We start from the raw sequence: 20,552 nt of genomic DNA on the forward strand, positions 1-20,552 counted from the left end.
AATGCGCCATCAAGCGATAACTTGGAGCTATCACCTTGAATCTCACCCTGCGCCAATTTCTGGTGTTCAAAACCATCGTCGAAAGCGGCGGTTTCCGGAAAGCGGCAGAGGTTCTGAATACGTCGCAACCTGCCTTGTCCAAGACCATTCAATCGCTGGAAGCCGAACTTGGTTTTTCGCTTTTGGATAGATCCACCCAGACGGTGGAAATGACCAAAGCCGGTGAAGCGTTTTACGAACGCCTTGGAGAGCTCTTTGACCTGGTCGATCAGATCGCAAGCAATGCCCGGGATGTAGCCGAAGGGCAGCGCGGAAGCCTCTCCATCACCTACACAGATTTTGCCATTCTCGGTCAGCTGCCGGAAACCATAGAGACCTTCCGGCGGCAACAGCCAAGGGTCAAGATCGGTGTCCGGTTCTATCCAAGCCCTCGCCAGATTGAACTGGTTCTGAATGGGCAGGTCGATATCGCGTTCATCTGGCATTTCATGGGGCATGTGCCGCCGGTTCTCAACTGCCAGCCGATTTCGAGCGAAGGGCTCGCCGTCGTTCTGCCCGACCATCATCCTCTGGCCTCGCGCGACACGATTGATCTGGTGGAGTTGCGTGATGAGACTTTTCTGATCGGTGACACGCCTTGGCTTCCATTCACCAACCTTGTTAGGGATCTTTGCATCGAACGGGGATTTGTCCCAAAGACCGGGCAGGTCGCATATCTCCGGGATGAGTTCTTTACGTTTGTGCTGCTGGGCATGGGTGTCCTGATTTATCCAGAGAACGTTGTGCGTGCGCGCCGGGCCGGGCTCAGCGCTGTGCGCATCCGGGATGTGGAAAAAGTGGTCGACATTTCGGCGGTTTGGCTCAAGGAAGCACGCAATCCGGCTCTTCATAGATTCCTGGACCTGTTGCCCAACGAGATTGCAGCATCCTGATGAGGTGAGACGCCGAAGTGCCTGCGAAAAAGTCTGGAAAAATGGGATTGGCTGCTAAAGCCGCTGGCAATGGAAATTTCGATGATTGGCAACGATGTTTGATGAAGTAAACGGCGCGCATGTTCGAGCCTTAGTTTTCTGTAGAATGCTTTTGGGCTTGTAGACAAAAACGCCTTGAAGAGACGTTCAAGCTGCCGCACGGAAATACCAACCGAGGCAGCTATTTCTTGAACTGGAATAGGTTCCTCCAAGTTCGACCGCATAAATCCGATTGCGCTTGCGAGCTTGGCATTTCGCTCTCCGGTATGCAGGAATTCAGCAACCGACTGCTCTTCTTGCCCAGTTCTATAAGAGCCGCAAACAAGCCTGTCTGCCACCCAGCTGGCTATACAGCTACCACTGTTTTCAGTGATCAGCTGCAACATCATATCCAAGGTCGCAGCCCCTCCAGCACAGGTCAGGCTTTTTTCGCCAATACAGAAGATGTTCTGCTCTAACTCCAAATCTGGGCAATGTTCGGCAATTGCCCCCCTGTACCTCCAGTGAGCAGTTACCGGTTCGTTTGAAACTATCCCGGCTTTGGCCAAGGTGAAGACAGCGCTTCCCACCGCGCCTATGCGCGAACCTTTCCGGGAAACACTTCGCAACCAGGCCAGAACTGGCAAAGTAGATGCGTCGACGTATTCATTGCCTCCCAGCACGATCACCGTGTCTCTTCTGCTGACCGGCATCATCGGACCATCCACATTCATGGACAATCCGTTAGACGCCAACACAGCGTTTCCGTCTTCACTGAACAGAGACCACGAATATCTGGGCGTCTGGTCAAACTGGTTAGCTTCATTCAACACGTCCAGCGCAGCACAAAGATCCAAGGAAGAGAACGACCTCAACAGTAGAAATGCAAAGTGAGTGGAGACGGCCGAAGCCGCCTCTGGTTCGCAACTCCCGATGCGTGCTGTTGAAACGCAGGGCATGAAGGTCACTAAGCTGCATTCGGTTTGGTTGGAATATCCACCAACTTGCCGCGCGGGATCAGGCGGTCGGCGTCATACATAGGCAGGGTGCAGAGCTCACCGCTCTGGGTGGACCCATCGGCGCAGAGTACATCGACCTGCGCACCCGGACCCTGCGCAGGGTCGTCCATGCGCACGATGCAGACACCGCAGCCCTGATAGGGCGAATAGCCCGAGGAACAAACACGGCCGACGGGCCTGCCATCAATTGTCATGACGCGTCCAAGCTGCGCCACACCACCGGTTACCCGCATCCCCCAGGTACGGCAGGATTTGTCGGCGGCTTCCAGAGCCTCGCGGCCGATAAAGTCGCGGTCATCGAACTCAACGAATGCGCCAAGGCCAGCGTCGAAAGGTGTGGTCTCCGCTCCGAAATCGGATCCGGCATTCAGCAGGCCAGCCTCGATCCTCCGGGCGCGGAAAACAGGTGTGCCGGTCAGCAGAATATCGAATGCCGCGCCGACCTCCATGATCTTGTCGCCGATTGCAGGGATATCCGTATCCGGCAGCAGATAGACCTCCCAGCCCAACTCGTTGGTGAAACCCGATCGGCTGATCCAGCAAGTCTGGCCTGCAATTGAAACCTCAGCACAATCAAAGTAGCGGAATGGGTCCGGCATCGGTCCGTCAAGCACAGCTGCCAGCAGTTCCAGCGAGCGTGGACCCTGGATTTGGCTGACCCAAACATTCGGGTCGTGGATTTTCACATCCAGGCCCTGGGCATGCGCCTTGTACCAGCTGAACAGGTCGCCATCCGCCTGCGCCATCCAGAATCTGTCTTCCGCAAGCCGCAACAGCACCCCATCGGTAATCATGCCGCCGTCGTGATAGCAGGCAAACTGATAGGAGCAGCGTCCTGGTTTCACTTTGCTGACGCTGCGGGTGAAAACCTTGTTCAGCAGGGTTTCGGCGTCGGGGCCGCTGATTTCGATCGGCAATTCACCAGTATGTCGGAATATGACGTTGGTGCGCACGGCCCAGTACATTTCATCATCAGAGGCCGTGCTCAATGCTTCCGGCGTCAGGCGAGAGTTGTAGAGCGTGTATTCCGGGTCATAGGGCAGCTCCATGTAGCTGAGCGGATGGGCAGGCATGGTCCGCGCAAGTTCACGTGGACGCGCGCCTTTGTTCGGCAGAGCTTTTGCCACGAAACGGAATTGGGAAAGATCGGCATTCATGATGTTCACCGTTTGGAATTGTTTGACACCTGCGGGTGTTTGCCGGACGGCTTACGGTCTCCACGCATTACCAAAGGCCTATCGTGGCCAGCATCGCTGAGGCAAACCCAATGAATTGCACAAGCCGTTCGAAAATATTAGACAGATGAGATGCGCTTTCGTTCCTATGACGCCTTGAAGACCTTTGATGTTGTCGCCCGCAGGCTCTCAATGACGGCGGCGGCCGAAGAGGTGCATCAGTCCAAAGGATCGGTCAGCTATCAGATCAACAAACTCGAGAGAGATCTTGGGTTTCAGCTGTTTGAAAGAGGCAACGCCAAATTGACCCTGACTGAGGCTGGGCGCAGGTTGTGGCATGTATCTCAATCCGCCCTGAGCCAGATTGACCGGGAAATCTCGGATCTGCGCGGCGTCTCGTCAGCTACGGTGAGCATCGGCTCGCTGACCTACTTTTCTTCCCGCTGGCTCTCCCCACGGCTCACGCGCTTCTTTGAGGCCAATCCGGGCGTCAGTTTGCGGATTGAACCGGTCAACTCCATAGAGATGCTGGAGACTGCTAGAGTGGATCTGGCAATCCTCTGGGGGCTCGGCGGCTGGGCGAACTACAAAAGCGAACTTCTTATACCCTGTCCTGCAGTCCCCACTGCCAACCGGGCTGTCGCCGGCCAAATTGAGAAGATGGGAATTGCAGATGCTGTGCGCAGGCTTCCATTGCTTGGCGATAGCTCTGGCGATGCGGGCTGGCGTGCCTGGCATGATGCGGCAGGGCTTTCCTATGAACCCAGCCGGTCAAGCTTGGCGATCCCGGACTCCAACAGTCGGGTTCAAGCAGTTGTTGACGGCCAGGGGGTAGCTTTGTGGGATGATCTGGTCATCCCGGAAATAGAAGCCGGAACTCTGGTCCGAGTGTCAGATGTTTGGGTGGAAACCTCAGGCTACTATGTCGTCTTCCAGAAAGCCCCTCTCTCAGCAGGAGCGGAAGCGTTCTTGGATTGGCTTTGGTGCGAAGCTGAGAGTTGCCACTTAGGCGGCAGCCCTGAACTGTCGCCCTCAACACCCCCTGGTGAAAAGCGCTGATTTCAATGGTTGCTTCGGGCTGGCCCCATCATGGCAGTGTCCGTTCTGCACGCTTCGCACACGTTCATTCCTTGCGCGGCACCCAGCGGTTTGGGCTCGGAGATGCCCTGCGGCGACGCAGAAATAAATGGGACTAAATGAAAGCCGGAATGTCAGCTTCCTCAGATGGCACCACGTGATCTCGCACCTGCGGAGAAGGTCCGCAAACCGCCCGACCTGCATGTGCTGGCCCGCCAGGCTGGTCACCAGGCATGGGGCCGCTTTGGGCTGGCGTGAGCCGATCACGGTTGGCCTGGGGCAAGCTTGGGCCGGTCTCTCGGCGCTGCGCCGCCGCAAGGCGGCAGTGAGCCCATATCGCCTGATGCTGCGGGATGAACGAAGGTTTGCTTTCCCGACTATCGGTCGAACAAGATGATAGAATCAAAAGGGACCGGCCATCCGTTATCTCAATGTCTCAGAGGTTGTTTTTGCTGCTATGACTTGCGCCAACTATCCGCCAAAGTCTTTTGTCCGCCGCCAAAATCGAGATACCAATCATTCCAGCCGTTCCGACTTGTTCTTGTGATGGTCCGCGATGCCCCGGAGAATGTGCCAAACGGAGTGCTGTATCCTTCAACCAAAAGCTGACTATCCTTGATGATGCCGCGATACACCTGACCGCCGTAGGTAAACTCACATCGCGTACCATCTTCTGGCATTCCAGATCGCGAACTGTTGTTGTTCTCGTGGGCAGTATTTGAAGTCTTGGAAAAGCCTTCCTGGCGGATTGGCGCAATCCAGACGAGTCTGGCTGCTTTGAAAAGCACCTCAGCGCGCTGTTGTATTGTGCCCTCATCCCAATGGTTCCATTCATTCAAGTCTCGGTTCAAGGCTAGACTTGAATGAGCGCGTATGGCGGGCATCTTGGTCGCATAAGGGCCATTCGATACACTGGAATTGAGCTTTTGCGTTAAAAGCGTAAGATTCCCGATAGTGTTAACCGCTTTATTTCTACGGAGCATTATAGAGCGATATTCCACATCAAAATCGTCGATAGAGTCAACGTCCTCGTAGCCGGGAAGTGGCCATGTTTCCTGCCATTTTTGGGGCATGATGTGTTCAATGGTCAAAGCAGACTTTATTTCGATGTCTTCATTGCGCTCGTTACGCAACTCGGACTCAAGCATCTCAAACAGGTAGTTCAAGCGATTTTGACGGGCCGGACTGTACTGATCGCGCGACATCCACGCAATATTCCACTCTTCATCATCCGGCCATCTGTCGATGTCGCTTCCACGCTCCGACAGGTGTACGAATAAGGATTTGACCTGATCCCCAGGCGCTTCACGAAGTTTGGGAATTAGGCCAACAAACAGCTTGTTGTAGTTCTTTGTTGTAAGGCGGCAGATGTCGCGCCGCAGAATATAGCTCTTTAGAATGGAAAGGGCCTCAGGCAGACGATCACCAAGGTTCGCTTCGGTGGCCAAATACAGCACAAGCGGCAAAACGGTCGAAACATCAAATGCATGCGCGAAGCGACCGAAGTCACCAAGGGGGTCCGACTTATCTTGTTGAAACAAGCGTTCTTCTACATTGGCCGATGCGGAAATCGCTTCCAGCTCTGGAACAACGCTCGGAAATGGCCGCTCGTTCAAGATCCAGCGCCGATAGCTATCGTAAAGGTTCTCGATGGACACAAGACTACCGATGTTCATAGACAGGTGATCGGTGAGCAACCAATCAAGCCTTGCGCGCGACTGTCGGCCTCTGGAGGCAACCTGGGTCCAAAAGGGCCTGTCCAGCGGCAACCAGTGTTTTTCATAAAGCTTGTCCACATGAAGCGACCCTTCCACTTGGCCCATACCTTTTGCGCGCTGGAAGATGAAGTTGCGCATAAGGTCACCCGGAGAAAGCTCCACCCCGCGACTGTTCAGCGTTTCGAATATGGTCTGAGGGTCATCCCCACCTTCAAGCTCGATTGACACAATAGCCAAGCCGTCCTTCAAGGCTTCGAATATCGTTTCAAAGCGATGCTCGTCAAAAACATCGTCAACGATGACATGCTTTCTAATGGTGTCTTTAAGATATTCGTGGGCGAACACTGATTTCTTGACGAAGCCATCATCTTGTTGCACCGGCAAAACGTCTTCTATTGATGCTTCCGGGTCGATTATTCCAGTAAATGATCTTCTATCCATCAACGACGGCCAAAGTTTAAACCGTTCTATTTCGGGATGCTCCATCACCCCGTCATTCAACAGATATTTTTGAAGCTCTGAAGCATATCTCGAATCAACTTCCTCAGCGACATCTCTAAGCGCCGCCAAGACTATCTGGAAAGTTGTCAACCGCTGCTGGCCATCAATGATTTCAAAAGCCTGAACCTGCTTCCCAAAGGTTTTTATCTGGCCGATGACCATGGCGCCCATGAAATGCGGAACCACTGACATTCGGTCTTCATCAATGCGCTTGGCTATACGCTCGATGTCTTCCCAAAGAAGGGGGATTTGGGAGTCGACATTCCATGCATACTGGCGTTGGTACAGAGGTATTAGAAATCGCTTCTTCCCATCAAACAGCTCGATGATCGACCGCGTATAAGGTTTCATCTACTCGACTCACATTCTGCTTCTTCGACGGCAACGGCTGAGCAACTCGCCACTCAAAATCCACCCCCCGCCTGATACTTGAGGAAAGACAACCACAGGATAAATCCTCAAGCAAGGTAAGCTGGCACCGCGGCAGAAACTTGCGTCAGTTCTCTTCTTGCTAGGTTTAAGGCTTACTCAATGGATACAGTGAAGCCGACATTCATTTTCATGTTGTGAACGGCAGCAAAGTCTAAGATTTTTCGATGCGGGCCAGTTGGTTAGGTTGGGCTTGGCGGGATGGCCCGCGTTGACAAATCTGACAAGGTGGAAGCCGCGGGATGTGTGTGCTGCGCTATGGGGAAAGCGCAGGCATCCGCCATGGATATTGGTGGAATTTTCGCGGGGTTTGCTGAGCTTGGGCGATTGGCGGCACGGCCTTTGGGGCAGTGTCTGGAAACTTCGCGGGTCTTGCCGGGGCGGTTTTCATCGTCTTGAGGTGCGAGCACGAGCGTAGGCCAAAGCGCACCGTTGACCAGCATGGGAAGTTTCTGATCTCAGAGTGGTTGTGAGACGGGCTTTTCATCATGCGGCCTGCAATCTTGGTGGTGCCCGGGATCGCGGAACCTCGCCGCGCCGGAAGGTTTCGATGATGCGCATGGGTCCGCCGCAATCGGGGCATGGTTCGCGCAGGGTCAGGGGTTCTTTGAGGTCATCTTCTGGCTGGTCCGGTTCGCCAGAGCCCGCCGTTCCGAGAACCGCGCGGACCCGGGCGACTTTCTCTTTGCGACTACTGCCCGCGAGGAAGCCATAGTGTCGGATGCGGTGGAACCGGTCGGGGAGGACATGGATCAGAAAGCGGCGGATGAACTCGTCGGTTGCAAGTCGCATCACCTTCATCCGGTCCCCGCGCTTGATCCGGTAATCCTTCCAGCGGAACGCTACGGTGTCGGCGTCAGCGCTGACCAGGCGATGGTTTGAGATCGCCACGCGGTGTGTGTACCGGCTCAAATAGGCAAGCACCGCCTCCGGACCACCGAAGGGCGGTTTGGCATAAACAACCCAGTCGATCTTGCGCAGCGGGGCCGACCATTCAGCGAAGGCGGGTGCGTCTGCCAATCCCACAAGATCTCCGAAGAGTCTCAAGTGCCCGGCACCGTGCAGCGCCATCAGCCCGTCCAGAAACAACCGCCGGAACAGCCGCGACAGCACGCGTACATGCAGAAAGAATCCGGGCTTGCACGCGACCCACCGGGTGCCGTCCGGCGACAGGCCGCCACCCGGGACGATCATGTGGATGTGGGGATGATGGGTCAGAGCCGAGCCCCAGGTGTGCAGCACGCTGGTCAAGCCGACACGGGCGCCGAGGCGCTTGGGATCGGCGGCGATTGTCATGACCGTTTGAGCGGACGCTTTGAACAGCAGGCTATAGAGCGCCCGCTTGTTCCAGAGAGCAATCCGCGCAATCTCGGCCGGTAGTGTGAAGACCACGTGGAAGTACTCCACGGGTAGAAGGTCCTCGGCGCGTGCTGCCATCCAGTCTCGCGCCGCTGGTGCCTGACACTTCGGACAATGCCGGTTCTTGCAGCTGTTGTACGCAATATGCTGGTGGTTGCACTTGGTGCAGGCCGCCACATGCCCGCCGAGCGCCCCCGTTCGGCAGGCTTCAATCGCTGACATGGCCTTCAACTGCGCCAGGTTCAGATGCCCGACATTGGCCCGCCGATAGGCAGGACCGTGGGTTCGAAAGATGTCAGCAACCTCCAGCTTCGGGCGCGGCACTGCCCGCGCGCGTCACTCCGACCTTCGGTCCTGGAGCTGCACCAGCAACTCGTAGGGGCTGTCGGTGTCGCGGATCAGCTTGGTCGCGACATGGGTGTATTGCGCCGTCGTGCTCAGCTTGGCGTGCCCAAGCAGAACTTGAATGACCCGCACATCTGTTCCGGCTTCTAGCAGGTGGGTTGCGAAGCTGTGGCGCAAACTGTGCAGCGTGCTCCTCGGCTTCTTGATCCCAGCCAGATGCTTGGCTGCGCTGAAGGCACGGTGCAATTGGCGGGGTGAGAGCGGATTGATCCGGGGCTTGCTTGGAAAGAGCCAGCCATCCGGCCGCGCCTCGCGCCAATAGTCGCGCAGAAGCGCCAAAAGGCCTGGCGACAGCATTACCTTGCGATCCTTGCCGCCCTTGCCTTTCTCGACATGGATCAGCATCCGGTCGCTGTCGATATCGGTGACCTTGAGATTGCAGACCTCCGACGCCCGGAGCCCGGTGCCATAGGAAATGCTGAGTGCAGCGCGGTACTTCAGCCCCGGGCCGGGCGCGACCTTCAGCAGCTCGAACACCTCTTCGGCGCTGAACACGACCGGTAGCTTCCTTGGCTCCGTGCGGTAGTGCAGGCATTGCTTCATCTCCGGGCGCTGGCATGTCGTCTCAAAAAAGAACCGCAGCCCGACAAGCCGCACATTGTAGGTCGAAGGGGTGACATTCGTGTTCACCATATGCAGCTGGTAAGCGCGCAGGTCTTCGGGCGTTGCAGTATCCGGCGATCGGCCAAGAAACTCGGCAAAATATCGAACGGCCCTGATATGCGCTTTCTGCGAACTCTCCCCGAGCCCTTTGATCCGCATATCTTCGATCATCCGCTCTCGAAGCGGTGTGGTCTTTGTGTCCGCCATGGGACCCTCCTGTCTGTTGATTGAGAGACCCCAATCGTCAGACAGACACGCCCTTTCCCAAAATCTCAGCCGTCAGATCATCCCGCAACGGTATCACCGAGCGCCCCTGCCGCGGTAGCGGCTTCGTCCTTGTCCGCAACCAAGTCATACGATGCCAGTTTCATGCTAAGCCCTCGACAAGCGGCAGCTTTTGATCGCGGCACCGCGGCGAAAATCGTGGCCTGATCTGGCGACAGTAAGGGATTTGCAAAGGTCGCTCTCTGCGCATCGCGCCCCCCTGGAGCGGTCCGCAGCATTGGCGGTAGCTCACCGGGTTCGGTGAGTGGCCGCTTTCGGTGAGATGGACCGAAAATTTTGCACCGGCAGCATCCTTGCCGCGTCACCCCAAGTCTATGACCGCTTCGGGCTGCCTATCGTCATTCACGCCTGGCGCGGCGAACGCCCGGTCGGAGCCCATAGGAGAAGTGTCTAAATCCTGCTGCGTGCGCACGCTACGCGAAATTTTCTGCGGTTGCTGAAATTTGGCTGTCGCAACGCGGCAAGAAGACCGGCCATTCGATCAGATCGCGGCGAAATCTGTTAACCGAACCAATAGACCGCGACACAGAGCGGACGATGGAATACCTGCTTGGAGTGTCCGCTATTCAGCTACGCTACCTTTTCGCCCTCAGTCGATGTGGGCAGATACGCTCCGATCATCTGACCGTGGCCATTCGCATAATCCCTTGCCAACTGCTGCCAGTCGATGTTCCCCGCCGCTGACCAGTGTATGCCATTGGATGCCACACAATCGGGCCCTGCCGCACCGCCGGAGTATGTGGCGATGCGTTGGCCTTCCTCAAACGCCTCAAGCGTCTGATCCCAGCGGTCGCCCATGATCGTCAAGCCCAAGGATTTCCTCTTGGGATCGTATTCGGCCGTAAACAAGGTTCCGAAGCCTTCGGCATAGCGATCCTGTATGAGCGGTTCGCTGAGGAATTGGCGGTTGAGTTCGGTCGGTGCCGCCTTGAGGGCGCTCAGGTGCGCCAAGCGCTCGAAACTGCGTGTGAACGCAGGTCGCTCGGCAGCTTCCGGGCCGCTTTGGTGGTTGGTCGCGATCGCGTGGGGCATCAGCTTGACACTACCGCCGGGGGATAGTTCCACGCTGGCGGTCCGCCCGGACGCGTCAGCAAGGACGAGATTGTAGGCCATATGCGATGGTACACGTCTAAGTGCGGCAATCGCCTGCGCAACCGTGTCGCAGGTTTCCAGCACATAGCGCAGGATCGTGGTGATGCCGAAACCCTCACCGGTTTCCGAACGACCGCCATAGGCAAGTGCGACGCTGAGACCCGCATCGTTGATGCCGTCAGACAGACCCCAGAGGAATTCGACCATGCCCATGACGGGTCGCCCGGTCCATTCGGTGCGCATCAGCAGCCCCTCGTTCAATTCGGGTGACAGGTCGTAGTTGCGCACCAGCCGCACCTCATCGTCGTCGGCGACCGCCGCGAGCGAGCAACCTCCGAGATAGGAGGGTGGGCACCAGGTCGACAGGAAACGCGCCGCGCGGTCCGAGCCGCCTGCAAGCAGCACCAACCGATCATAGACACCGATCAATTCGGGCATGTACTGTTCCACCGCGTCCCGGCACTCGGCGCGGGTCGGGCCGTTGTCCCCGCCTCTCGCGGCAAACCACGCTTCATAGGCGGGCCAGGATCGGTTCCAGCGTGCCTTCCATTTCGGGCCGGGTGTAGCTTCGCTTACCGCGTCGAATGTCAAAGTCATTTGTGTCATTTCAGGTGTCCTTGCTGGAGTTGTCAAAGAAGAAGCGGACCATTTCCGCGCTTGCATTGGGGCCCTTGGGATCGGTGTGGGAGCCGATGGCCGATCCGCCCGACCACGCGTGGCCCAAACCGTCAATTCGCCAATGTTCCACCAACGTGCTGCCAGTCGCATCGCCCGAGATCACCCGCGTATAGTTGCGTTCGTTAGCACCTGCCTGCTCGCTGGTCTCGATACTCTGACCCGATCCGCCAGCCAGCGCCCGGCGCACGATGGCGTCGCCATTGTCGGGGTGGACCGTCGCATCGGCGGTGCCGTGAAAGACAATCGTACGCACGCCCGGACCTTCCCTTGACTGGGCGGGCGCGTCCAGGATGCTGCCGCCCATCGCGGCAAAGGCAGAGGGCACATTCTTGGCTGCGCCGACGGGCAGGCCCGAATGGACCCCGACAGCGGCGAACACATCCGGATAGGTTTCGCCCAGAATGGCCGCCATCGCACCGCCTGCCGACAGCCCGGCAACGAAGGTTCGGTTCCGGTCGATGCCATGCTCGTTACAAAGCTGCGTAGCCAATCCGGCCAATATGGCGGGTTCACCGCGACCGCGCTTCTGATCGCCCCGGCTGAACCAGTTCCAGCAGGATTGCGCGTTGTCGCCACGCGACTGCGCGGGATAGGCAACCACGAAGCCATGCCTTTCGGCCAGTGCGTTCATGCCTGTGCCTGCCGCGAAATCCTCGGGCGATTGGGTGCAGCCATGCAGCATCATCATGAGTCCGCTCACACCCGCCTGTGCGGATGCGGGAACATAGGTGCGGTACTTCCGGCTCCCTGCGTGGCAGGTATAGGTGTGCCGGTCGAACCGGGCGCCTTCTGGCAGGGGTGTCTGGACAGGGACAGATCGTGTGCCGACCTGCGACAGCTGTGCCAGCAGCCCGTCCATTCCGGGCGCTCCGCCCGTGGGCAGCGCTCCCGATTGGGACGCTTGTGTGCCGGGCAAAAGCCCATGCTGGGCAAGCGTGCGTTGCACCAGATCGTTGGCGGCTGAAAGGCGTGCGTCATCAGCCGCAGGGCGCCGGGCGCCTACGTCATAGAATTTCATGTCTTTTTTCCTTTGTTGGGTTGCGCGTCCTACGTGATGCGGTCGGCGAGGGCCTTCTTGATTTCCGCGCTGGCTTGCAAGGCACCTAGCACGGTGATGGATCCAATGGTCTGAAGCGCCAGTTCCGGTGTCACATCCGCTCCGATACGGGCAAGTCCTACGACCTTGACGTGCAGCATCTCCCCGGCATCACGGAGGGCTTCGAGGTCCGCCGCGGAGTAGTCGCGCAGTCCCAGCTCCATCGTATGCCGTTCCAGCGATCGACTGACGGCACCTTCATGGCTTTCCAATTGGTTGCGGATTGCCGTGCGGATCAGATCGCTGCGGTTCGAATAGAAACCCTCCTGAACCAGCAGGTCGATACGACCCAGATCGACAAAGCCGAGGTTGATCGTGACCTTTTCATTTTCGGGCTGCTTGTCGCGCAGCTGCCTGACATTGCTCATATCGATTCTCCATCCATGTGGATGGTATATGGAGTTCTTTTGGAGTTGCGCAACCCCTTCGGTACTTTTTGTCGCTGACGCATCGGCGCGTCAGGTATCTAAAATTTGTTGCCTACGCGCGGCGTCCGCGGACCAAAGAGGGTTCCGGAAAGGCCCGTCCTTCCGGCAACATCTGTTAGCGGTGCAAAAAATTCGCATAGGGGACCACGCGACCTACTTCTGCAGAGTCCCTGTAAGCGTTGGCTACGCTCCTCCGGGTCGAAACATGCAAACCGCATGGCAACAGAGCGTGCGGGCGCGTCCAGCACAGATAGGGAGTAACGAGGTGAAGAAGTTGAACTTGGATAAGGGCGGCGCGCCGCGTCAGCAGACCGAAAAGCACGAAGAGACGATGACAACTGCGCAAGGCGGTCCCATCGCCGACGATCAGAACTCGCTCACGGCTGGGCCGCGTGGGCCGGTGCTGCTTGAAGACCACATCATGCGCGAGAAGATTTTTCATTTCGATCACGAGCGTATCCCGGAACGTGTCGTCCACGCGCGCGGTTACGGCGTTCACGGTCATTTTGAGCTGACCAAGGCAATCCCGGAGTTGTCCTGTGCCGACATCTTCCAGCGCGAGGGCGAAAAGACGCCACTCTTTGCCCGGTTTTCCACTGTTGCGGGCAACAAGGGGTCATTCGACCTTGCCCGCGACGTTCGCGGTTTCGCCGTCAAGTTTTACACCAAGAAAGGTAACTGGGACCTGGTCGGCAACAACATCCCGGTGTTTTTCATCCAGGATGCGATAAAGTTTCCCGATCTGGTCCATTCGGTCAAACCCGCCCCCGACCGTGGGTTCCCGCAGGCGCAAAGTGCGCATGACAACTTCTGGGATTTCATATCACTCTCGCCCGAAGCAGTTCATATGACGCTGTGGACGATGTCCGACCGCGCCATTCCCCGGTCCTTGCGTTTCATGGAGGGCTTCGGCGTTCATACCTTCCGGCTTATCAATGCCGACGGCAAATCCCATTTTGTGAAATTTCATTGGAAGCCACGGCAGGGGCTGCAATCAGTCGTTTGGAACGAGGCGCTGAAAATCAATGGTGCAGACCCGGATTTCCATCGCCGCGACATGTGGGATGCGATCGACGCAGGCGATTATCCGCAATGGGATCTGGGTATTCAGGTGTTCGACGACGATTTCGCGGATAAGTTCGAGTTCGATATCCTCGACGCCACCAAGCTGATCCCCGAAGAGCAGGTGCCGGTCCAGATCATCGGGACCATGACGCTTGACAACAACGTCGACAACTTCTTTGCCGAAACCGAACAGGTGGCCTTCTGCACGCAAAACATCGTTCGCGGTATCGACTTCACCAATGATCCGCTGCTTCAGGGGCGCAATTTTTCCTACCTCGACACGCAGACCAAACGGCTGGGTGGGCCGAACTTCACCCATATTCCAATCAACGCTCCCAAATGCCCTGTCCATCATTTTCAGCAGGACGGCCACATGGCGATGCACAATCCCAAAGGCCGTGCGAATTATGAGCCCAACAGCTGGGGCGAAGACGGCGGCCCGCGCGAGAACCCTGAGATCGGGTTCACCAGCTATTCCGAACGAGTACAGGGCGACAAGCAACGCACCCGGTCCGAGACATTCGCCGATCATTACAGCCAAGCACGCCAGTTCTGGATCAGTCAGACCGAGACCGAGCAGAACCATATCTCCGCCGCCTATACCTTCGAGCTGTCGAAATGCGAGCATGAGCGGATCAGGCTGCGGATGCTGAGCCATCTGATGAATGTGCATGACGACCTGGCCAACGCGGTAGCCAAGGGTCTGGGGGTGACCGACATGCCCGACGCGGCCACAACGGCACGCAAACCCGTCACCGATCTGCCCGCCTCCGACGCGCTCAGTATCCTCAAGAACGGCCCGGACAGCTTCGCCGGGCGCAAGCTGGGGCTCTACATCACCGACGGCGCGGACGCTGAACTGGTAAAGAAGATCGAAACCGAATTCACCGACGCCGGTGCGATGGTGGCCATCGTCGCGCCCCGTATCGCGGGTGCGAAACTCTCGGACGGCACGATAAAGCCCGCTGACGAGAAGATCGACGGTGGTCCTTCGGTACTTTTCGACGCCGTGGCTCTGGTGTTTTCAGACGACGAAGGCTCCAAAACGGCCGATGATAAACCGTCGCAAGATTTTGTCAGTGATGCGTTCGCGCATGCAAAGTTCATCGCCTGGACGGAAGCTGCCGAGCCGCTGTTCAAGAATGCCGGACTGGCAGGGAAGACCGACGGCGGAATGATGAAAATCGACGCAGAAACCGTCGGTGATTTCCTGGAAGCCTGCGCGAAGCTCCGGTTCTGGGACAGGATGTAGCCGGGCACTTTTCGGATCGGCGGCGTTGCGTCGGACGAGGGTTGTAATGCCGAAGTCGCGCTTTGCGCCTCGGACCGGGAAGTCGGGATAGGAAAATGAAAAAGGGCCGGTCCGCTTTTGCGGACCGGCCCTTCAAACTTGGTGCGATCAGTGGTGATGCTCCGGGAGGTTCTTCAACTCGTCCTTTGTCATCGTCGTGGTCGCATGGACTTTACCATTCTCGTCACGCATGAAGTTCAGGCGCGAGGCGTCCAGCGCCACGGGCTTCGCCCCGATACCGAGAAATCCGCCGACATCGACGACGGCTTGTGCATTGGCACCGGAACCGTGAAAATGTGAGACATCGCCGATATGGTTGTCGTCGGGGCCATAGACGTTCGCGCCGTCGACGGTTGCCTCGTTCAATTCTTCCGGGCGAAGTGGGGTGTGCTTGGAATAATCCATGATGTTCTCCTGTCAGACTCGTTACAGTTGGTAAAACTCAACTGCCTGCCCACTCAGAGGGTTCCTGTAATATCGTTGGAGCGAAAGACGGCAGGCGTATATTCGCCCAATATTTCGCCCACGTATGATGGGAACAGTTCCGGGTTCCTTGAGGTTATGGTCGATAGGAAGGGATCTTTATCATGAACAGCGCAGATCTGGACAAGCTGGAGACCAAGGACAGGCAACCGGGCATCGAATCCCGCATGGATCCTGAGCCCGAATACATGCCGCGGTATTCTGGCGGATGTCGTCTGAAGGATAAGGTGGCCCTTATATCGGGTGGGGATTCGGGCATCGGCCGAGCCACGGCAGTGCTGTTCGCGCGCGAGGGCGCGAAGGTTTCGATTATCTACCTGAACGAACATGACGATGCCGAGAAGACCCGCAAGCTGGTGGAAGACGAAGGCAGCGAGGCGCTGCTGCTGGACGGCGACGTGGGCGACAAGGCGTTCTGCGAAGACGCAGTGAGCCGGACGCTGGACAAGTTCGGCAGGCTCGATGTGGTTATCTGCAACGCCGCCGAACAACATGCGCGAAAGGAGGTCACGGAAATCTCCGAAGAGCAGCTTTTCCGCACCTTCCGGACGAACATCGGCGGTCATTTCTTCATGGTGCAGGCGGCCCTGCCGCATCTGGACGAAGGCGCATCCATCATCTGCACCACCTCCGTCACCGCCTATCGCGGGCAGGATCTGCTAGTCGACTATGCCTCCAGCAAGGGGGCGATCCTGTCGTTCGTGCGGGCGATGTCCTCGAAACTGGCACCGCGCGGCATCCGGGTGAACGGGGTCGCGCCGGGACCGATCTGGACACCGCTGATCCCTGCCTCATTTCCGCCCGACAAGGTGGAGGATTTCGGCAAGTCTTCGCCGCTGGGCCGCCCTGGTCAGCCGAACGAGGTCGCACCCTCGATGTTGTTTCTCGCTTGCGAAGATGCGTCCTACATGACGGGGCAGGTGCTTCACCCGAATGGCGGCGATCTCATAGGCGGTTGATGCGCACGAGAGAAATCGGCCCGGAGCATCCGTTCATCTAGGACGCACCGGTCCACCTTTCGCGTCAGCTCACCGCGTCCACGTTGCGAGAACGTTCGGCCAGCTCTGTCATGAAGTCATCGGACTCGTAGATATTGTCGAGCGCGTCATTGAGCTTGCGCGCCGCCTCGTCCTGCCCGAGTGCCTCGGCAAAGGCCTTGGTCGTGCCGAAGCCAGCGATGCCATAATGGCACATGCGCTGGTATTGTGCGATGATCGCCACATCCAGGGCGGCCCCGGTCATGTCGCTGTCCAGCGCATGCTTGCGGGCCTCCTTCACCAGCCCCTCCATGCCCTTGCAATGTTCCTTCTCCACATCGGCATCGGCGTCTTCCAGAAGGGATTTCAGCAGCCGGGTGTGCTGGTCGATGCCGTCCTTGGCCGCGCTTAGCCGGTCGGCCAGTTTGTTGTCCGAGGCCTGGTCGGCCATGGCCGAGACCACCTCGGACATCTGTTCATTCGCGGACCAGAGGTCCTGGAGTTCCTCTACATAAAGGTCTTTCAACTTCGTCATTTCAGGCTCCTTTCAAGATCGGCATTGCCGACGGTTGGTTGTGTGGGGCGGCGGGGACAATCGCCGCCCCGTTCTCCGGCGTTCCGCTGCCGGGGTGGGAACCGGACAGCGGTGCAGCCGGAGTTTCCAGCGCGGGCATCGCCCACGCCGAATTCCGGTAGGTTTCAAGCATTTCGATATGGCTGGGCAGCTCTTGCACCCTGAGCCGAATGTGGGCCGGCACCAGCGGCGGCCATGGCCCAAGGGTGCCGCGGCGAACCTGCCGGATCAGCCGATGCGCCGGTGGCAGACAATCGTCGATCAGGTAATCCGCACTGGTGATGCGGGCCTTCAGTGCGTCCGACATGCCTCCCGCCGCGCGGCCCCTCAGTCGACAGGAAGCCTGCACGATCACGTCATCGGCATGGCGCACCCTGGCCCCCGCGCGCCGCAGGGTGCGGACGATCCGGCGGTCCTCGCCGCATTTGACCGGCGCGAAGCCGCCTGCAGTCACGTAGGCCGTTTTCCTGAGGGCCAGGCTTGCACCGGCGGCCTCGCCATGTGTGTCGGCAATGTCGGCGCAGCCCGGCGCGTGCCGCGCATGGAAGTCCTGCACCAGCCGACGATAGGTGCCTTCCAGCGCGCCGAGATGTGCATCCATGCTCGACAGGACCCCCATCTCTTCCGCCATCGGCTCGACCTTGCCGCAGACCGCATCCACTTCCCTCAGATGCGCGAGGTTCCGCGCGAGCCAGTCTGGTGCGACAAGGCAATCGGCATCGGTTGTCAGCAGATATCGCAGACCATTCATGGTGCGCAGGGCATGATCGCAGCCGATCCGCCGGGCGGTTCCGACGCCCTCGTGCGGGGCGAGGGCGCATTCCAACACCGTCAGGTTGAGGCCGACCCGTTCGGCGATGTCGCGAGCTAGTGCAGCGGTGCGGTCGGTCGTGTTGTTGACCACCAGGATCACTCGCATGTGCCCGGCGTATTGCCCCGCCAGCGCGGTCAAGCAGGCGGTGATGCGGGTCTCTTCGTTTCGGGCGGGGATGATGATAGCGATAGCCGGGACAGGGCAGTGGCTCATGGCGTGTCCTCCGGCAACCCGCGGTCGATCCGATATCCTTCGGTCTGCGTAACAAGCTCGACCTTGTGCGAGCTCAGGGCGGCGGTGAAAAGTTCCAGCGCCTCCGGCCCCTGCAGGTCGTGTCCCGTCTCGCCCAGGAAGGTTACGCAGATCACTTCGGCGCGGGGCCAGGATACGGCAATGTCGCGGGCCAGGTTCTGCAGGGCGGGAGGGTCGAGGAAATAGAGGATCTCGGACAGGATCAGCAGGTCGAAATCGTCGTCGGGCAGTGGGCAAGGATAGAAATCCTGTATGAACCGGGCGTCGGGCAGGATGTGCCGCGCAGTCTCCACGGCGATGGCCACGGCGTCCATGCCGGTATAGACGTCGCAAAGCGGCGCCAAGTGGCGGGCAAGCTGCCCGTTGCCGCAGCCCAGCTCGAAGGCAGAGGCATAGTGCTGGCACGACAGCGCGGCACGGGTCGCGGCGAACTTGGCCTGTTCGTAACCGCTCTGTGCGAAATCCCAGGGGTCAGTGGTATCGGCGTAAAGCGCGTTCAGATGGTTCCGACCGACACCCATCACGGCATCCTCCAGAAGATCTCGTCTTCGCTTGCGAAGCGTTCCGTGAATCCGGAAGGCAGGACAAAGCCCGAAGGATCGTCCGCCACGACCTGTCCCGATTGCGAGCGGTGCGCGGCTATGGCGGCGCGCTTGCGCGCCAGATGCGCCCCCGGCGGCAGGAAGACCGGCGCGTATGGCGCGATCGTATCTGCAAACTCCGGGTCGTCCCAGCGGCACCAGACGGGGTAGCAATGGAAAACCCAATTGGGCCGAATGCCGCGCAGCACTGCCGCGAAACCTGCGGTGGCTTGATGATCCTCGTGATGATCTTCGCGTGCAGGCACGAAGACATGGCGCGCGCCTGTCGGCTCGATCATCCGTTCGAGCCGCGCGGCGATGTCCGACGCATCGGCGCGGTAAAGCCTGGCATCGGTCAAACCCATCCAACTCAGATCGCGCGCCCCGCCCCCAAGGCATTCGATGGCCCGCGTCAACTCAACCCGGCGCAAGGCGGCGAGTCGTTCAGGCGGCCACCGGCGCGATCCGGGGTGGCTGGCGCTGCCGTCGGTCAGGCAGATCACATGCGCCCCGGCCCCGGCAAAGGCGCGTGCCAGCAATGCACCGCAGGCCAGCGATTCATCGTCCGGATGCGGTGCCAGCACCACAAGCCTCTCGCGGCCCTGGAATACGGCGCTGTCAGGATGCGCGACGACATTCATCCGAAGATCCCCCAGGCCTGATCATCCTGCCCAAGTGCCTGACGTGCCGCCCGTTGAAGGAAAGCGTCGCGCGCGGCCTGGCGGAGATAGACCGCGAGATCGCGGGCCATGCGCCCGGTTTCCGAACCGGTCTCAAAATGGCGCAGGCCAATGCTCTGCTCGACCGCGCGGATGGCATCCAGTCCGACCTCCTCGGTGAAGAGACGCGCAGCGATCGACGCGGCGACGATCTCTTCGGCCCCCAAAGACGTATCGGTGGTAGCCTGTGCGGCACGTTCAGTCAGGGCTGCCCCAGCCCAGGCGTGCATCAATACGGCCATCAGGCGCGCCTGCTGCGCCTCGGCCTGCATGCGGCCCATGCTCCGCAATTCGGTTGCCGCCTGGTCCAGCAACCCGATGGCGGCCCCCGCCTGCAAGGCTGCAATGCGCCAGACGCCGCCGACGAAATGCGGCTCTTGCAGGTAATCATCCGGCCCGCCGACCCAGTCCTGCACCGCCACGCCGGAAAAATCGTAGCTTCCCGAAGCCGTCGCCCTCATCCCCTGCATGTCCCAGCAAGAGGTGTCGGCGCGGGATTGATCGCGCACATCAACCAAGGCCAGACGCACGCCCGCATCGCTGCCCACGGTGACCAGTGCGTGAGTTACCGTGCCGAGGCCCGAGGCGAAACGCTTGGTTCCAACCAGCCGCGCCCCCTTGGTATCCACAGTGACCGGCACTTGGCCATCCGCCCCCCAGACGCCCAGCACGGCACCGACGTTGATCCGGCGGCCCATGTCATGTTGCAGGGTGGTCGAGCCATAAAGTCGGATTAACCGCAGCGCGTTGACATGCCCCTCCCAGAGCCGGCCGACACCGAGATTCGCCGCCCCCACCTGCATCAGCGCCCGCGCGGTGCGCACAGGGTCAGAACCGCCGTCATCACCCAGCAGGCCGCCCTGGCGCAGCAAGCCGATCGAATGCGTGATGGGGCTTTCGTCGCGCTCCTCGGAGCCGGCGGCATCATGCAGACGATCTGTTACCCAGGATGGCACCACATCGTCCGCACTCGGCGCTTGG

The 20,552-nt window shown here is 59.1% G+C and carries 18 protein-coding genes; 4 read left to right on the forward strand and 14 right to left on the reverse strand.

Annotation, left to right across the window (positions count from 1 at the left end; all coding sequences use genetic code 11):
• Window positions 1–35 precede the first annotated feature (35 nt).
• Entirely contained in the window at window positions 36–932 is an 897-nt protein-coding gene (locus AC5STB_RS15620) for a LysR family transcriptional regulator (protein ID WP_259970238.1), read from the forward strand.
• Here AC5STB_RS15620 and AC5STB_RS15625 read toward each other — a convergent pair.
• Both AC5STB_RS15625 and AC5STB_RS15630 read right to left on the reverse strand, forming a co-directional pair.
• Window positions 887–1,909: a GlxA family transcriptional regulator gene (locus AC5STB_RS15625; protein ID WP_495444615.1), complete on the reverse strand. Its 1,023-nt coding sequence runs from the start codon at window positions 1,907–1,909 to the stop codon at window positions 887–889. The genes AC5STB_RS15620 and AC5STB_RS15625 overlap by 46 nt on opposite strands.
• Before the next feature lie 8 nt (window positions 1,910–1,917).
• Entirely contained in the window at window positions 1,918–3,126 is a 1,209-nt protein-coding gene (locus AC5STB_RS15630) for an aminomethyl transferase family protein (RefSeq protein WP_495443722.1), read from the reverse strand.
• 150 nt (window positions 3,127–3,276) lie between these two features.
• Here AC5STB_RS15630 and AC5STB_RS15635 point away from each other — a divergent pair, with 150 nt between their 5' ends.
• A complete protein-coding gene (locus tag AC5STB_RS15635) occupies window positions 3,277–4,203 on the forward strand; it encodes a LysR substrate-binding domain-containing protein (protein ID WP_495443723.1) in 927 nt (308 codons plus the stop codon).
• A 473-nt stretch (window positions 4,204–4,676) separates the two neighbouring features.
• Here the strand turns inward: AC5STB_RS15635 and AC5STB_RS15640 are convergent, their stop codons facing one another.
• The 6 genes from AC5STB_RS15640 to AC5STB_RS15665 all read right to left on the reverse strand — a co-directional run bounded on the left by AC5STB_RS15640 (window position 4,677) and on the right by AC5STB_RS15665 (window position 12,755).
• Entirely contained in the window at window positions 4,677–6,791 is a 2,115-nt protein-coding gene (locus AC5STB_RS15640) for a DUF262 domain-containing protein (RefSeq protein WP_495443724.1), read from the reverse strand.
• A gap of 564 nt (window positions 6,792–7,355) precedes the next feature.
• Window positions 7,356–8,552 (reverse strand): IS91 family transposase, encoded by a 1,197-nt coding sequence (locus AC5STB_RS15645; protein ID WP_495443725.1) that lies wholly within the window; start codon window positions 8,550–8,552, stop codon window positions 7,356–7,358.
• A 12-nt stretch (window positions 8,553–8,564) separates the two neighbouring features.
• Window positions 8,565–9,443: a tyrosine-type recombinase/integrase gene (locus AC5STB_RS15650; RefSeq protein ID WP_495443726.1), complete on the reverse strand. Its 879-nt coding sequence runs from the start codon at window positions 9,441–9,443 to the stop codon at window positions 8,565–8,567.
• A gap of 648 nt (window positions 9,444–10,091) precedes the next feature.
• Window positions 10,092–11,219, reverse strand: a complete 1,128-nt coding sequence (locus tag AC5STB_RS15655; protein ID WP_495443727.1) for a C45 family autoproteolytic acyltransferase/hydrolase — start codon at window positions 11,217–11,219, stop codon at window positions 10,092–10,094.
• Window position 11,220: 1 nt separating this feature from the next.
• Entirely contained in the window at window positions 11,221–12,309 is a 1,089-nt protein-coding gene (locus AC5STB_RS15660) for an extracellular catalytic domain type 1 short-chain-length polyhydroxyalkanoate depolymerase (protein WP_495443728.1), read from the reverse strand.
• Between the two features lie 29 nt (window positions 12,310–12,338).
• Window positions 12,339–12,755 carry a CopG family transcriptional regulator gene (locus tag AC5STB_RS15665; RefSeq protein WP_495443729.1) on the reverse strand — a complete coding sequence of 139 codons (417 nt, stop codon included), beginning with the start codon at window positions 12,753–12,755 and terminating at the stop codon, window positions 12,339–12,341.
• 265 nt (window positions 12,756–13,020) lie between these two features.
• Here AC5STB_RS15665 and AC5STB_RS15670 point away from each other — a divergent pair, with 265 nt between their 5' ends.
• Window positions 13,021–15,132, forward strand: a complete 2,112-nt coding sequence (locus tag AC5STB_RS15670) for a catalase (RefSeq protein ID WP_495443730.1) — start codon at window positions 13,021–13,023, stop codon at window positions 15,130–15,132.
• 147 nt (window positions 15,133–15,279) lie between these two features.
• On the opposite strand, the gene AC5STB_RS15675 is transcribed toward AC5STB_RS15670, so the two are convergent.
• The gene (locus AC5STB_RS15675) at window positions 15,280–15,576 is read right to left on the reverse strand and encodes a PRC-barrel domain containing protein (RefSeq protein ID WP_495443731.1); all 297 of its coding nucleotides are present in this window, start codon (window positions 15,574–15,576) and stop codon (window positions 15,280–15,282) included.
• 182 nt (window positions 15,577–15,758) lie between these two features.
• Between AC5STB_RS15675 and AC5STB_RS15680 the strand changes: the two genes are divergently transcribed.
• Window positions 15,759–16,613 carry an SDR family oxidoreductase gene (locus AC5STB_RS15680; protein WP_495443732.1) on the forward strand — a complete coding sequence of 285 codons (855 nt, stop codon included), beginning with the start codon at window positions 15,759–15,761 and terminating at the stop codon, window positions 16,611–16,613.
• Between the two features lie 64 nt (window positions 16,614–16,677).
• On the opposite strand, the gene AC5STB_RS15685 is transcribed toward AC5STB_RS15680, so the two are convergent.
• From AC5STB_RS15685 to AC5STB_RS15705, 5 genes are read right to left on the reverse strand one after another with little or no spacing between them, the layout of a single operon-like run.
• Window positions 16,678–17,166: a YciE/YciF ferroxidase family protein gene (locus AC5STB_RS15685; RefSeq protein WP_495443733.1), complete on the reverse strand. Its 489-nt coding sequence runs from the start codon at window positions 17,164–17,166 to the stop codon at window positions 16,678–16,680.
• A gap of 1 nt (window position 17,167) precedes the next feature.
• A complete protein-coding gene (locus AC5STB_RS15690; protein ID WP_495443734.1) occupies window positions 17,168–18,232 on the reverse strand; it encodes a glycosyltransferase family 2 protein in 1,065 nt (354 codons plus the stop codon).
• Window positions 18,229–18,792 (reverse strand): class I SAM-dependent methyltransferase, encoded by a 564-nt coding sequence (locus AC5STB_RS15695; protein WP_495443735.1) that lies wholly within the window; start codon window positions 18,790–18,792, stop codon window positions 18,229–18,231. The genes AC5STB_RS15690 and AC5STB_RS15695 overlap by 4 nt, the downstream gene beginning before the upstream one ends.
• Window positions 18,792–19,493 carry a PIG-L deacetylase family protein gene (locus tag AC5STB_RS15700; RefSeq protein WP_495443736.1) on the reverse strand — a complete coding sequence of 234 codons (702 nt, stop codon included), beginning with the start codon at window positions 19,491–19,493 and terminating at the stop codon, window positions 18,792–18,794. Before AC5STB_RS15700 ends, AC5STB_RS15695 begins: the two co-directional genes overlap by 1 nt.
• Window positions 19,490–20,527 carry an acyl-CoA dehydrogenase family protein gene (locus AC5STB_RS15705; RefSeq protein WP_495443737.1) on the reverse strand — a complete coding sequence of 346 codons (1,038 nt, stop codon included), beginning with the start codon at window positions 20,525–20,527 and terminating at the stop codon, window positions 19,490–19,492. Before AC5STB_RS15705 ends, AC5STB_RS15700 begins: the two co-directional genes overlap by 4 nt.
• Window positions 20,528–20,552: the final 25 nt, after the last annotated feature.

The organism is Leisingera sp. CC-HEC093 (assembly GCF_059429195.1).